12 protein-coding genes are annotated in these 14745 nt (G+C 56.0%); 7 read left to right on the forward strand and 5 right to left on the reverse strand.

All coding sequences use genetic code 11. From position 1 onward, the window contains the following. Positions 1 to 40 precede the first annotated feature (40 nt). From fdnG to Electrica_RS24820, 5 genes are all read left to right on the forward strand, one after another. Positions 41 to 3091 carry a formate dehydrogenase-N subunit alpha gene (gene fdnG, locus Electrica_RS24800; RefSeq protein WP_131050425.1) on the forward strand — a complete coding sequence of 1017 codons (3051 nt, stop codon included), beginning with the start codon at positions 41 to 43 and terminating at the stop codon, positions 3089 to 3091. A gap of 12 nt (positions 3092 to 3103) precedes the next feature. Further along, positions 3104 to 4006 carry a formate dehydrogenase subunit beta gene (gene fdxH / locus Electrica_RS24805; protein ID WP_131050830.1) on the forward strand — a complete coding sequence of 301 codons (903 nt, stop codon included), beginning with the start codon at positions 3104 to 3106 and terminating at the stop codon, positions 4004 to 4006. Next, positions 4003 to 4638, forward strand: a complete 636-nt coding sequence (fdoI, locus tag Electrica_RS24810) for a formate dehydrogenase cytochrome b556 subunit (RefSeq protein WP_142255803.1) — start codon at positions 4003 to 4005, stop codon at positions 4636 to 4638. The genes fdxH and fdoI overlap by 4 nt, the downstream gene beginning before the upstream one ends. Next, positions 4635 to 5564 carry a formate dehydrogenase accessory protein FdhE gene (gene fdhE / locus Electrica_RS24815; RefSeq protein ID WP_131050730.1) on the forward strand — a complete coding sequence of 310 codons (930 nt, stop codon included), beginning with the start codon at positions 4635 to 4637 and terminating at the stop codon, positions 5562 to 5564. Before fdoI ends, fdhE begins: the two co-directional genes overlap by 4 nt. A gap of 200 nt (positions 5565 to 5764) precedes the next feature. Then, positions 5765 to 6688, forward strand: coding sequence for an alpha/beta hydrolase (locus Electrica_RS24820; protein ID WP_100686451.1), 924 nt, complete (start codon positions 5765 to 5767; stop codon positions 6686 to 6688). 15 nt (positions 6689 to 6703) lie between these two features. On the opposite strand, the gene fabY is transcribed toward Electrica_RS24820, so the two are convergent. The 5 genes from fabY to typA form a co-directional block, all read right to left on the reverse strand. Next, positions 6704 to 7645: a fatty acid biosynthesis protein FabY gene (fabY, locus tag Electrica_RS24825; protein WP_167686258.1), complete on the reverse strand. Its 942-nt coding sequence runs from the start codon at positions 7643 to 7645 to the stop codon at positions 6704 to 6706. 44 nt (positions 7646 to 7689) lie between these two features. Next, positions 7690 to 8127 carry a D-aminoacyl-tRNA deacylase gene (gene dtd / locus Electrica_RS24830; protein WP_100686449.1) on the reverse strand — a complete coding sequence of 146 codons (438 nt, stop codon included), beginning with the start codon at positions 8125 to 8127 and terminating at the stop codon, positions 7690 to 7692. A 2-nt stretch (positions 8128 to 8129) separates the two neighbouring features. Continuing rightward, positions 8130 to 8984: a virulence factor BrkB family protein gene (locus tag Electrica_RS24835; RefSeq protein ID WP_142255805.1), complete on the reverse strand. Its 855-nt coding sequence runs from the start codon at positions 8982 to 8984 to the stop codon at positions 8130 to 8132. 2 nt (positions 8985 to 8986) lie between these two features. After that, a complete protein-coding gene (yihX, locus tag Electrica_RS24840) occupies positions 8987 to 9577 on the reverse strand; it encodes a glucose-1-phosphatase (protein WP_100686447.1) in 591 nt (196 codons plus the stop codon). Between the two features lie 314 nt (positions 9578 to 9891). Then, positions 9892 to 11715, reverse strand: a complete 1824-nt coding sequence (gene typA, locus Electrica_RS24845) for a ribosome-dependent GTPase TypA (RefSeq protein ID WP_142255806.1) — start codon at positions 11713 to 11715, stop codon at positions 9892 to 9894. Between the two features lie 378 nt (positions 11716 to 12093). Between typA and glnA the strand changes: the two genes are divergently transcribed. After that, the gene (glnA, locus tag Electrica_RS24850) at positions 12094 to 13503 is read left to right on the forward strand and encodes a glutamate--ammonia ligase (protein WP_100686445.1); all 1410 of its coding nucleotides are present in this window, start codon (positions 12094 to 12096) and stop codon (positions 13501 to 13503) included. A gap of 187 nt (positions 13504 to 13690) precedes the next feature. Then, on the forward strand, positions 13691 to 14740 hold the full coding sequence (gene glnL, locus Electrica_RS24855) for a nitrogen regulation protein NR(II) (protein ID WP_100686444.1): 1050 nt from the start codon (positions 13691 to 13693) through the stop codon (positions 14738 to 14740). Positions 14741 to 14745 lie beyond the last annotated feature (5 nt).

A 14745-nucleotide genomic window follows, 5' to 3' on the forward strand; every position in this document is an offset into this window, starting at 1 on the left:
AAATAACTACATGTGACAATGTCGATACAAGGAGTGAACCATGCAGGTCAGCAGAAGGCAGTTCTTTAAGATCTGCGCTGGCGGTATGGCAGGCACAACGGCAGCGGCGCTGGGTTTTGCCCCAGGCGCCGCGCTCGCGGAAACCCGGCAATATAAACTGCTGCGTACCCGCGAAACCCGTAACACCTGTACGTACTGTTCCGTCGGTTGCGGGCTGTTAATGTATAGCCTCGGCGACGGTGCGAAAAACGCCAAAGCATCCATCTTTCATATCGAAGGAGATCCTGATCACCCGGTCAACCGTGGTGCGCTCTGTCCGAAAGGGGCAGGTCTGGTCGACTTTATTCATTCCGAAAGCCGTCTGAAATTCCCGGAATATCGTGCGCCAGGCTCCGACAAGTGGCAGCAAATCAGCTGGGACGACGCGTTCGATCGTATCGCGAAGCTGATGAAAGAAGACCGCGATGCCAACTTTATCGCCAAAAACGACGCTGGCGCCACCGTCAACCGTTGGTTGACCACCGGCATGCTGTGCGCTTCAGCCTCCAGTAACGAAACCGGCTATTTAACGCAGAAATTCACCCGCGCGCTCGGTATGCTCGCGGTCGACAATCAGGCGCGCGTCTGACACGGACCAACGGTAGCAAGTCTTGCTCCAACATTTGGTCGCGGTGCGATGACCAACCACTGGGTTGACATCAAAAACGCCAACCTGATCGTGGTGATGGGCGGTAATGCCGCTGAAGCGCACCCGGTAGGGTTCCGCTGGGCGATGGAAGCCAAAATCCACAACGGCGCGAAGCTGATTGTTATCGACCCCCGCTTTACGCGTACTGCGTCGGTAGCCGACTTCTATACCCCGATTCGTTCCGGTACTGACATCACCTTCTTGTCAGGCGTCATCCTGTACCTGCTGAATAACGAAAAATTCAACCGCGAGTACACCGAAGCCTATACCAACGCCAGCCTGATCGTACGTGAGGATTACAGCTTCGATGACGGGTTGTTCAGCGGCTATGACGCGGCAAGCCGCAAATACGATAAGACCAGCTGGAACTATGAGCTGGACGAAAACGGCTTCGCGAAACGCGACACGACGCTGCAACATCCGCGCTGCGTATGGAACCTGCTGAAGCAGCACGTTTCTCGCTATACCCCAGAAGTGGTGGAAAATATCTGCGGTACGCCGAAAGCGGACTTCCTGAAAGTCTGTGAGTACATCGCTGAAACCAGCGCGCATGATAAAACCGCGTCATTCCTCTATGCGCTCGGCTGGACGCAGCACTCTATCGGTGCGCAGAACATCCGTACCATGGCGATGATCCAGCTGCTGCTTGGCAACATGGGTATGGCTGGCGGCGGCGTGAACGCCTTGCGCGGTCACTCCAACATTCAGGGGCTGACCGACCTGGGGCTGCTGTCGCAGAGCCTGCCGGGTTATATGACGCTGCCGAGTGAGAAGCAGACCGACCTGCAAACCTACCTGTCCGCCAACACGCCGAAGCCGCTGTTGAAAGATCAGGTGAACTACTGGGGCAACTACCCGAAATTCTTCGTCTCAATGATGAAGGCCTTCTTTGGCGATAAAGCCACGGCGGAAAACAGTTGGGGCTTTGACTGGCTGCCGAAGTGGGATAAGGGCTACGACGTCCTGCAGTACTTCGAGATGATGTATCAGGGCAAGGTCAATGGCTATATTTGCCAGGGCTTTAACCCGGTGGCCTCGTTCCCGAACAAAAACAAAGTGGTCGCCTCGCTGTCGAAACTGAAGTTCCTGGTGACCATCGACCCGCTCAACACCGAAACGTCTACCTTCTGGCAAAACCACGGTGAGTCGAACGATGTCGATCCGGCGAAAATACAGACCGAAGTGTTCCGCCTGCCCTCTACCTGCTTTGCCGAGGAGAATGGTTCCATCGTTAACTCCGGACGCTGGCTGCAGTGGCACTGGAAAGGCGCGGATGCCCCAGGGATTGCGACCACCGATGGCGAAATCCTCGCCGGCATCTTCTTACGTCTGCGGAAAATGTACGCGGAAACCGGCGGTCCGGCGCCTGAGCCGGTGCTGAACATGACCTGGGACTACTCCACGCCGCACGAACCCGCTTCGGAAGAGGTGGCGATGGAGAGCAACGGCAAGGCGCTGGCAGATATTACCGATCCGGCCACCGGCGCGGTGATTGTGAAGAAAGGCCAGCAGCTCAGCTCCTTCGCGCAGCTGCGCGATGATGGCACCACCGCCAGCGGTTGCTGGATCTTCGCCGGCAGCTGGACGCCGGAAGGCAACCAGATGGCGCGTCGCGATAACGCCGATCCATCCGGCCTCGGCAATACGCTGGGCTGGGCCTGGGCATGGCCGCTCAACCGTCGCATTCTGTACAACCGTGCTTCCGCTGACCCGCAGGGCAACCCGTGGGATCCCAAACGCCAAATCCTGAAATGGGACGGCGCAAAATGGGGCGGAGTGGACATTCCGGACTACAGTGCCGCCGCACCAGGCAGCGATGTCGGGCCGTTCATCATGCAGCCCGAAGGCATGGGCCGCCTGTTTGCTCTTGATAAGATGGCGGAAGGTCCGTTCCCGGAACACTACGAGCCGTTTGAAACGCCGCTGGGCACCAACCCGCTGCACCCGAATGTGGTCTCTAACCCGGCCGCCCGCGTCTTTAGCGGCGACCTGGAACAGATGGGTAAAGCGGATAAGTTCCCGTACGTCGGCACCACCTACCGTCTCACCGAGCACTTCCACTACTGGACCAAGCATGCGCTGCTCAACGCCATCGCCCAGCCGGAACAATTTGTGGAAATCGGCGAGAAGCTGGCGAACAAGCTCGGCATCGCGCATGGCGATACCGTTCGCGTCTCCTCCAACCGCGGCTATATCAAGGCCAAGGCGGTGGTGACCAAGCGTATTCGCACGCTGAAAGTGGACGGTAAGGATATTGATACCATCGGTATTCCTATCCACTGGGGCTATGAAGGGGTGGCGAAGAAAGGCTTTATCGCCAACACGCTGACGCCGTTCGTCGGCGATGCGAACACGCAAACGCCGGAGTTTAAAGCCTTCCTCGTGAACGTGGAAAAGGTGTAACGGAGACGACTTATGGCTTATCAATCGCAAGACATTATTCGTCGTTCCGCGACTAACGGTTTCACTCCCGCGCCTCAGGCGCGGGACCACCAGCAGGAAGTCGCGAAGCTTATCGACGTCACCACCTGTATTGGCTGTAAAGCCTGTCAGGTCGCCTGTTCAGAATGGAACGATATCCGCGATGAAGTCGGTCACAACGTCGGGGTGTACGACAACCCCGCGGATCTGACCGCCAAATCCTGGACGGTGATGCGCTTCTCCGAAGTGGAGCAGAACGACAAACTGGAGTGGCTTATCCGTAAGGATGGCTGCATGCACTGCGCCGACCCCGGCTGCCTGAAGGCCTGCCCGTCGGAAGGGGCTATCATTCAGTATGCCAACGGTATCGTGGATTTTCAGTCCGAGCAGTGCATCGGCTGCGGCTACTGTATCGCCGGCTGCCCGTTCAATGTGCCGCGCCTGAACCCGGAAGACAACCGCGTCTACAAATGTACGCTGTGCGTCGACCGCGTCACCGTGGGTCAGGAGCCTGCCTGTGTGAAGACCTGCCCGACCGGGGCGATTCACTTTGGCTCCAAAGAGGATATGAAAACGCTGGCAGGTGAGCGCGTCGCTGAACTGAAAACCCGTGGTTACGACAACGCGGGCCTGTACGATCCGGCCGGCGTCGGCGGCACGCACGTGATGTACGTGCTGCACCACGCCGACAAACCGAATTTGTATCACGGCCTGCCGGAGAACCCGGAAATCAGCGCCACCGTGAAGTTCTGGAAAGGTATCTGGAAACCGCTCGCGGCGGTAGGATTTGCCGCGACTTTCGCCGCCAGCGTCTTCCACTATGTCGGGGTCGGTCCGAACCGTGCGGAAGAGGAAGAGGACAACCTGCATGAAGAGAATGACGAGGTGCGCAAATGAAAAGACGTGACACCATCGTGCGCTACACGGCGCCGGAACGCATCAACCACTGGGTCACCGCCTTCTGCTTCGTGCTGGCGGCGCTGAGCGGACTGGGCTTTTTCTTCCCGTCCTTCAACTGGCTGATGCAGATCATGGGGACACCGCAGCTGGCGCGTATACTGCACCCGTTTGTCGGCGTTATCATGTTCGCGTCGTTCATCATCATGTTTTTCCGCTACTGGCACCATAACCTCATCAACCGGGATGATATCTTCTGGGCGAAGAATATTCGTAAGATCGTCGTCAACGAGGAAGTGGGTGATACCGGGCGCTATAACTTCGGCCAGAAGTGCGTATTCTGGGCGGCGATTATCTTGCTGGTGCTGCTGCTGGCGAGCGGCGTGATCATCTGGCGTCCGTATTTTGCGCCGGCGTTCTCAATCCCGGTGATCCGCTTCGCGCTGATGCTGCATTCATTTGCCGCCGTTGCCCTGATTGTGGTTATTATGGTGCATATTTACGCCGCCCTGTGGGTGAAAGGCACCATTACCGCGATGGTGGAGGGCTGGGTGACCAAAACATGGGCGAAGAAACATCATCCCCGCTGGTACCGGGAAGTTCGCCAGAAACAGGAAAAGAAGACTGAATGAGTATTCGCATAATCCCGCAAGATGAGCTGGGTTCGAGCGAGAAACGTACGGCGGAGTACATTCCGCCGTTACTGTTTCCCAGGCTGAAAAATCTTTATAACCGTCGGGCCGATCGTCTGCGCGAACTGGCACAGAACAACCCGCTGGGCGACTACCTGCGCTTTGCTGCGCTCATTGCACACGCCCAGGAAGTGGTGCTCTACGACCATCCGCTACAGATGGATCTGACCGCCCGCCTCAAAGAAGCGAACGAGCAGGGCAAACCGCCGCTGGATATTCACGTGCTGCCGCGCGACAAGCACTGGCACAAGCTCCTGCATTCGCTGATTGCCGAGCTCAAGCCAGAGATGAGTGGCCCGGCGCTGGCGGTCATCGAAAACCTCGAAAAAGCCTCTGAGCAGGAGCTGGAGCTGATGGCAAGCGCCCTGTTCGCTTCCGACTTTGCCTCGGTCAGTAGCGACAAAGCGCCGTTTATCTGGGCTGCGCTGTCGCTCTACTGGGCGCAGATGGCCAGCCTGATCCCTGGCAAGGCGCGCGCCGAGTATGGCGAACAGCGTCAGTATTGCCCGGTCTGCGGTTCAATGCCGGTATCCAGCATGGTGCAAATTGGCACCACGCAGGGCTTGCGCTACCTGCACTGCAACCTGTGCGAAACCGAATGGCACGTCGTGCGCGTGAAGTGCAGCAACTGCGAGCAGAGCCGGGATTTACATTACTGGTCTCTGGACAACGAGCAGGCGGCCATTAAGGCCGAAAGCTGCGGTGACTGCGGGACTTACCTGAAGATTTTGTACCAGGAAAAAGATCCGCAAGTGGAAGCCGTAGCCGACGATCTCGCCTCGCTGGTGCTGGATGCCCGCATGGAGCAGGAAGGCTTCGCCAGAAGTTCAATTAACCCGTTTATGTTCCCGGGTGAAGGGGAGTAAATCCCCCCATATTGCCGGGTAATCCACGTTGCCCGGCACTCGCCAAAACCTGATACGCGCGCACCTCAGCAGAGGAAGGCCTTCGCTTTAGCATGCCCTTCTCCCGTCCCCGATGCTCATTTTCTACAAAAAAACCTTTTCTATCGACGGCAACCCAGGCTATAACACTGTATATCCATACAGACTGAAGGAATATAATGATGGCACTGGAACACGGTATTGCCCGGCTGGTTGAGGAGTTTATCGCCGCAGGGCGCCCCTCTTCGCGAGAGCGAAATATTGATGACCGGAGGGCAGGTTATGTTGCCAGTGCGGTACTGGCAGGAGAAACCGAAACGCGAGTGCAGGTGGATGATGTCATGCTGGAGGGGATGCATTTTCGCGTGGTATCGCCGCAGAATGCGGCCGGTCCGCTGCCCACCGTTATCTACTATCACGGCGGCTGTTTTATCAGCGGCGGTTTCGCCACCCACGATAAACAATTGCGCCAGCTGGCGTATGAAAGCGGCTGCCGGGTCATTGCCGTGCAATACCGGCTGGCGCCCGAGCAGACGTTTCCTGCCGCGCACGATGACGCGGAACAGGGAGCGCAGATTATCCGCCGCCACGCGGAGCCGCTCGGGGTCGATGCCTCGCAAATCACCCTTGCGGGCGATAGCGCGGGGGGGCATCTGGCTCTCGTCACCGCGCTCCGGCTGAAAGCCGCGGGTGGCTGGCAGCCCGCACAGCTGATTCTGATTTACCCCATGCTGGACGCCACCGCGGCTTCGGCAAGCTACGTCAGCAACGGAGAGGATTACATCATCACCCGGGATACGCTGCTGAGCGGCTACGAAATGTACCTGCCCGCAACGGAATCGGCACACCCGGAGGCCAGCCCGCTGTGGCGAGACGACTTCAGCGGCCTACCGCCGGTGCATATCCTCACCGCCGAATATGACCCGCTGCGTGATGAGGGTGAAGCGCTGTATCAGCGAATGATCGAGCAAAGCGTGGTCTGTACCTGCCAGCGCTATGCTGGCGTGATTCACGGTTTCTTTCAGCTGGGTGGCATCAGTCTGGCGGCGCGCCATGCCATGGGCGATATCGCCTGGCGAATCCGTTCACCAGGTCGGTCGATATAATCAGCGCACCGGGAATTACTCTTCTTCGTTCCCGCCCTCTTCATACGAACCAAACGGCTTCGCGGGCAGAACGATGTAAATGCCTTCAAAAATGGCGCCCAGACTCTCGCCGCCAAACAACTCAACCTGCAGCTGTACGCGGGCTTTGCGCCCGCGTGCCAGGCGGTCGAGATCGCCGCTGAGCGAGCCCAGATCGGCCACCGCGCTCGGGCGGCCGCTAATCGGCTGGCTGTAACGGATATGGGCATCGGCGAGAATAATCGTGCCGCCCAGATGCTGCTCGCGCAGCATCAGCCAGATAAGCCCCCAGCCGGTCAGCGTCGCCAGGGAAAACAGACTTCCGGCAAACAGCGTATGGTGCGGATTCTGGTTACCGGCTTCAGGCATGGTGGTGATGAAGTTTTTGCCGGTGTACTGCTGAATACGCACACCCATTTTTTCGCTGAGCGGAATATGCTGATACCAGGCCTGCTGCAGCTGCCCGCACCAGTCGCCGCGATGCAGAATATCGTCCAGCGAGGCGATTGGTTTAATCATCAGGAAGTGGCGGATCGGCGTGGTGGTCGGCGTGGTAATCTCGCCCTGGTTAACAAAACCGAGCTTGGCAAAGAAATCCATCGCGTCTTCGCGAGCGCTACAGGTTACGCGCTTAACGCCCTCCTGACGGGCGACGGACTCCAGCGTCATCGCCATCAGCGTCCCCAAGCCTTTATCCTGCACCGAGGGATGTACGGCCATAAAGCGAATAGAGGCTTCGTTCTCCGCGTTTATATACAGCCGCCCGACGGCAACCAGGTTGCCTTCTTCATCCACGACCATCTGGTGATGCGCCATCGCATCCCAGGCGTCACGCTCCGATCCTTTGGGCTGATGGAGCGGCTTGCGCAACATCTCCCAGCGGAACTGATAGTAGCTCTCGAGTTCGTCTTCTGTTTGCGGTACACGAAGGTGATACATAGCCGTACTCTCTTTTGTTACCCGCAGCCGGCCCGGAAGCTGGCTCATACCTGCAACCAAAAGGTCACAGGACCATCATTCACCAGTGAGACCTGCATATCCGCAGCGAATCTCCCGGTTTGGGTGTTCATCTCCTGCTGGCGACAGCGACCGACAAAATAGTCATACAGCGCTTCCGCTCTGTCAGGGGCGGCCCCTCTGGAAAAACCCGGCCGCATGCCCCGTTCGGTATCCGCCGCCAGCGTGAACTGTGAGACCACCAGGACGCTGCCGCCGGACTGCCGCACATTGAGGTTCATTTTTCCTTCGCTATCGCTGAAAATACGATAGCCAAGTACGCGCTCGCACAGGCGATTCGCTTTTTGCTCATCATCGTCTTTCTCAACGCCCAACAACACCAGAAGCCCCGGGCCGATTTCACCCGTCACTTCGCCCTCCACGGTTACGCTTGCACGGGATACGCGCTGAATTAATGCAATCATAGTTATTCTGGTTCTTCTTTTTTAAGTTTGCGGTATTCCTCGAGAGTGACAGTAATTTCTGCCCCAAGCAAGACGATACACCACGTCCAGTACACCCAGACAAACAAAATAGGCACCACGGCTATCACGCCGTAAATCAGCTGGTACGACGGGAAGGTCGTGATATATAAAGCAAACGCTTTTTTGCCCGCCTCAAACAACAGCGCCGCCACCAGCGATCCGATAATTGCATCGCGATTGCGTACCTGGGTCGTCGGTACAATGCTGTAGAGCAGCCAAAATGCCGTCCACGATAACATCAGCGGGAAGAGACGCAGCACATCATCAATCACGCTGTTCAGTTCGCTCGCCCAGCGCAACGACAGCAGATAAGAGCTGATGGCTAGACTCGCCCCCGCCAGCAGCGGCCCCAGCGTCAGAATCATCCAGTAAACGGCAAATGAGTAAATTTTGGGCCGGGTACGCGTGCTGCGCCAGATGGTGTTCAGCGCGCTATCAATCGAATACATCAGCAGCAGCGAGGTCATGATCAGCCCAAAGGCGCCGACGGCGGTCATCCGGCTGGAGTTCGCGACAAACTGTTCGATGTATCCCTGAATAACGTCCCCCGTCGCCGGGATGAAGTTAGCGAAGATAAAGTGGCGAAGCTGACCGCTAACCTCGGCAAACATCGGAAATGCCGAGAACAGCGCAAAGACGACTGCGATCAGCGGCACCAGGGAGAGTAACGACACGTAGGCGAGATTCCCCGCCAGTGTCGTCATATGGTCTTCATCAATACGCCGCCAGAGCAGTTTTATCCAGGCAATCAGGGGCCGGACGCGGCGCTTTGCTTTTTGATGAACGGTTTTGAGCATAGTTATTTCGCAAAGTAGGCGGGGATGGTCTCCTTTCCGGTTACCAGAATACTGGTTATCCCCAACAGCTTAGCCCCTGCTATATTATCGGCGTTATCGTCAAAAAAGACCGTCTCCTCGGCAGAAAAACCTTCCGACTGCAGGACGCTTTGATAGATTCGCGCCTCGGGTTTACGCATCCCCATCTCCTGGGAAAGATAGATACGATCGGCGGCGGCCCTCACCTGCGGATATTCATCCGGCCAGAAAGTGGTATGCAGACGGTTGGTATTCGACAGAACAACCACGCGGTGCCCCTGCTCGCGCAGCTTTTGCATAATAGCGATGACTTCCGGGCGCAGAGAGACAAAAACGGCCTGCCAGCCGTGGGAAAACTGCTCATAGCTCAGCGGCATATTCATTTCATGGCACATCGCGTGCGCAAAGTCCTCATCGCTAATTTCACCGCGCTCGTGCTGATGGAACGCCTCGCCCATGGTGAAATGCTGCTTGAGCGTCGCGAGCGGGATACGGCTCAAATCGCTCCATGTCCCGAGAACCCGGTTGAAGTCGATGTCGACAATCACATTACCTAAATCAAAGATATAGAGCATTTTTGTCTCCTTGCGCGCCATGAAAGATTAACTGTAGCGGGAAAGGCGGTATTTGACTATGTATGGTTTTTAAACCGGCGTTCAGAACGATTTAGGCTGCCCGATAACGGCTCGTCCCTGGAGAGCCACGCTGCTCACTTTTCCCTTCAGATATCCCGCCACACTCATCACTGACCCTGAGCGCAAAGCGTTACGGAGCCCCCAACCGGTGAACCGCGGCCAAAAAGTCAGACGGGGCTGTTCACCGGTTGGGGGGCTACAGACAAAAAAACCCCGCCATAAAGGCGGGGTTCGGTATCGACAAGAAGCGAGAATTAATCTTCTTTCGCACCGCGCATTGCGCGTTTACGGTCGTTCTCAGTCAGGTGACGTTTACGGATACGAACGGAAGTTGGGGTCACTTCTACCAGTTCGTCGTCATCGATGAACTCCAGAGCTTGCTCCAGGGTCATCTTAACCGGCGGAACCAGAACCGTTGCTTCGTCAGTACCGGAAGCACGCATGTTGGTCAGTTTCTTACCGGTCAGGCAGTTTACGGTCAGGTCGTTAGAACGACTGTGAATACCGATGATCTGGCCTTCGTAAACTTCAGCACCGTGGCCGAGGAACAGCTTACCGCGGTCCTGCAGGCTGAACAGTGCAAACGCAACCGCTTTACCCTGACCGTTGGAGATCAGTACGCCGTTCTGACGCTGGCCCACATCGCCCGCACGAACGTCGTCGTAGTGGCTGAAAGTGGAGTACAGCAGACCAGTACCGGAGGTCATGGTCATGAACTCAGAACGGAAGCCGATCAGGCCACGGCTTGGGATCACGTAGTCGAGACGTACGCGGCCTTTGCCATCTGGATTCATGTTTTTCAGGTCGCCTTTACGCTCACCCAGAGCCTGCATGACAGAACCCTGATGCTGCTCTTCAACGTCCAGCGTGACGTTTTCGAACGGCTCTTGTTTACGGCCGTCGATTTCGCGGAAGATAACTTTCGGACGGGAAACCGCCATTTCGAAACCTTCACGACGCATATTTTCGATCAGCACAGACAGGTGCAGCTCACCACGACCGGAAACGCGGAATGCATCCGCATCCGGAGTTTCTTCGACGCGCAGCGCCACGTTATGCACCAGCTCTTTATTCAGACGGTCAAGAATCTGACGAGAGGTAACGTACTTACCTTCTTTACCGCAGAACGGAGAGGTGTTAACGCAGAAGAACATGGATACGGTTGGCTCATCGACTGACAGCGCCGGCAGCGCTTCAACATTCTGCGGATCGCAGATGGTATCAGAGATGTTCAGTTCGCCCAGACCGGTGATCGCGATGATATCGCCCGCTTCAGCAATATCGCTGTCGATACGCTCAAGGCCCAGGTGGGTCAGAACTTTACCCACTTTACCGTTACGGGTTTTGCCTTCGCTATCAATGATAGTGACCTGCTGGTTTGGCTTCACTTTACCGCGTTTGATGCGGCCGATGCCAATGACGCCAACGTAGTTGTTGTAGTCCAGCTGGGAGATCTGCATCAGCAGCGGGCCATCAAGGTCAACGTTCGGCGCCGGAACACGATCGACGATAGTCTGATACAGCGGAGTCATATCTTCAGCCATATCTTCGTGATCCAGACCCGCAATACCGTTCAGCGCAGAAGCGTAAACGATCGGGAAGTCCAGCTGTTCGTCGGTAGCGTCGAGGTTAACGAACAGGTCGAATACCTGATCGACAACCCAGTCAGGGCGCGCGCCAGGACGGTCAACTTTGTTGATAACGACAATCGGCTTCAGGCCATGAGCAAAGGCTTTTTTGGTCACGAAGCGCGTCTGCGGCATCGGGCCGTCAAATGCGTCAACCACCAGCAGCACAGAGTCAACCATGGACATGACACGCTCAACCTCACCTCCGAAGTCGGCGTGCCCAGGGGTATCAACGATGTTGATACGGTAGTCATTCCATTTGATGGCGGTGTTTTTCGCGAGGATAGTAATCCCACGCTCTTTCTCCAAATCGTTGGAGTCCATCACTCGTTCTTGAGTTTCGGCACGCGCATCGAACGTACCGGATTGCTGCAGCAGCTTATCAACCAGGGTAGTTTTACCATGGTCAACGTGCGCGATGATGGCGATATTACGCAAATTTTCGATCACAACTTTGCCTCAGGCATTAGAAATAGCGCGTTATTGTACACGGATTAATCGCAGTACAAAACAGGATCACAAACATCCTCCGCAAACAAGTATTGCAGAGTTTCTTTGTGATCGCTTTCACGGAGCGTTAAAAGGGTTATTCAAGGTCAATTGCACCAAATTAGTGCCCAACGTTCACGCAATTGCACTATATTGGTGCAATGCATTCATAATGGTGCAGCCCTTTTGCACGATGGAGTGCATGATAACGCCTTTTGGGGGCAATTTAAAAGTTGGCACAGATTTCGCTTTATATTTTTTAAGGCAACAACGCCACTTTTCGTAGTTAAAAAGTTTTCGTTTCCACGACGACAATGACCAATCCGGGAGAGTTTAAGTATGTCCGCTGAACACGTTTTGACGATGCTGAACGAGCACGAAGTGAAGTTTGTCGATCTGCGCTTCACCGATACCAAAGGTAAAGAACAGCACGTCACAATTCCTTCTCATCAGGTAAATGCCGAATTCTTCGAAGAAGGCAAAATGTTTGATGGCTCCTCGATTGGTGGCTGGAAAGGTATTAACGAATCTGACATGGTTCTGATGCCGGATGCGACCACTGCGCTGATCGACCCGTTCTATGAAGAACCGACTCTGATCATCCGCTGCGATATCCTGGAACCAGGCACGCTGCAGGGCTACGACCGTGACCCGCGCTCCATCGCAAAACGCGCTGAAGAATACCTGCGCTCTACTGGCATCGCAGACACCGTTCTGTTTGGGCCAGAACCAGAATTCTTCCTGTTCGACGATATCCGTTTCGGCGCCTCTATCTCTGGCTCCCACGTGGCTATCGACGACATCGAAGGCGCATGGAACTCCTCCACCAAATACGAAGGTGGTAACAAAGGTCACCGCCCAGGCGTGAAAGGGGGTTACTTCCCGGTTCCGCCGGTTGACTCCTCTCAGGACATCCGTTCTACCATGTGTATGATCCTGGAAGAAATGGGCCTGGTTGTTGAAGCTCACCACCACGAAGTGGCTACCGCGGGTCAGAACGAAATCGCGACCCGTTTCAACACCATGACCAAAAAAGCGGACGAAATTCAGATCTACAAATACGTTGTGCACAACGTTGCACACCGTTTCGGTAAAACCGCGACCTTCATGCCGAAACCAATGTTCGGTGACAACGGTTCCGGTATGCACTGCCACATGTCTCTGTCCAAGAACGGCGTTAACCTGTTCTCTGGCGACAAGTATGCAGGTCTGTCTGAACAAGCGCTGTACTACATCGGCGGCGTTATCAAGCACGCTAAAGCGATCAACGCCCTGGCAAACCCGACCACCAACTCCTACAAGCGTCTGGTCCCGGGTTATGAAGCACCGGTCATGCTGGCTTACTCCGCCCGTAACCGTTCCGCTTCCATCCGTATTCCGGTAGTCACCTCGCCGAAAGCACGCCGTATTGAAGTGCGCTTCCCGGACCCGGCGGCTAACCCGTACCTGTGCTTCGCAGCACTGCTGATGGCTGGCCTTGACGGTATTAAGAACAAAATCCATCCGGGCGAAGCGATGGACAAAAACCTGTACGACCTGCCGCCGGAAGAAGCGAAAGAGATCCCACAGGTTGCGGGTTCTCTGGAAGAAGCACTGAACGCGCTGGATGCTGACCGTGAGTTCCTGACGGCTGGCGGCGTGTTCACCAACGACGCTATCGATGCCTACATCGCCCTGCGTATTGAAGAAAACGACCGCGTACGTATGACTCCGCACCCGGTTGAATTCGAACTGTACTACAGCGTCTGATTTTGCTGTAAATCCCCGGTATTCCGTGTTGTGGCGTGGGGTACCGTGGATATTTTGTTGCCGTGGAAACTTTCAGCCCATCTCAGGATGGGCTTTTTTCTCCACCAACACTCTGATCTCATACGCTTTTTACCTATAAAAAGCTATACTGCACTAAAATAGTGCACTCTTTTCAGGAGACTGTCGGATGGCAACAGGCACTCAGCCCGATGCTGGGCAGATCCTTAACTCTTTAATCAACAGTATTTTACTGGTCGATGACGACCTGGCGGTGCATTACGCGAACCCGGCCGCGCAGCAGCTGCTGGCGCAAAGTTCACGTAAGCTCTTTGGCACGCCGCTCCCGGAACTGTTGAGTTATTTTTCCCTGAATATTGACCTGATGCAGGAAAGCCTGCTGGCGGGCCAGGGTTTTACCGACAACGAAGTGACGCTGGTTATCGATGGCCGCTCGCATATCCTGTCTCTGACGGCACAGCGCCTGCCTGAAGGCTATATCCTGCTGGAGATGGCCCCGATGGATAACCAGCGGCGCCTGAGCCAGGAGCAGCTGCAGCACGCCCAGCAAATTGCGGCGCGGGATTTGGTTCGCGGGTTGGCCCATGAGATCAAAAATCCGTTAGGCGGTCTGAGAGGCGCTGCGCAATTGCTGAGTAAAGCGCTGCCTGACCCGGCGTTGATGGAATACACCAACGTGATTATTGAACAGGCCGATCGCTTAAGAAATCTGGTCGATCGCCTGCTGGGGCCGCAGCATCCAGGGATGCACGTGACCGAAAGCATCCATAAGGTTGCCGAACGGGTTGTGAAGCTGGTCTCGATGGAACTGCCGGATAACGTCAGACTGGTCCGCGATTACGACCCGAGCCTGCCGGAGCTCCCTCATGACCCGGACCAGATCGAGCAGGTTCTGCTGAATGTCGTTCGCAACGCGCTACAGGCGCTGGGGCCAGAAGGCGGCGAGATCATCCTGCGCACCCGTACCGCCTTTCAGTTGACGCTGCACGGCGTTCGTTACCGCCTCACCGCGCGTATTGACGTCGAGGACAACGGCCCGGGAATTCCGTCTCATTTACAGGATACGCTGTTCTATCCCATGGTTAGCGGTCGCGAAGGCGGTACCGGTCTGGGGCTCTCCATTGCCCGCAGTCTTATCGATCAGCACTCCGGCAAAATTGAATTTACCAGTTGGCCAGGGCATACCGAATTCTCGGTATACCTGCCTATTCGGAAGTAGAGGTG

It is taken from the genome of Klebsiella electrica, assembly GCF_006711645.1.
Lineage (GTDB): Bacteria > Pseudomonadota > Gammaproteobacteria > Enterobacterales > Enterobacteriaceae > Klebsiella > Klebsiella electrica.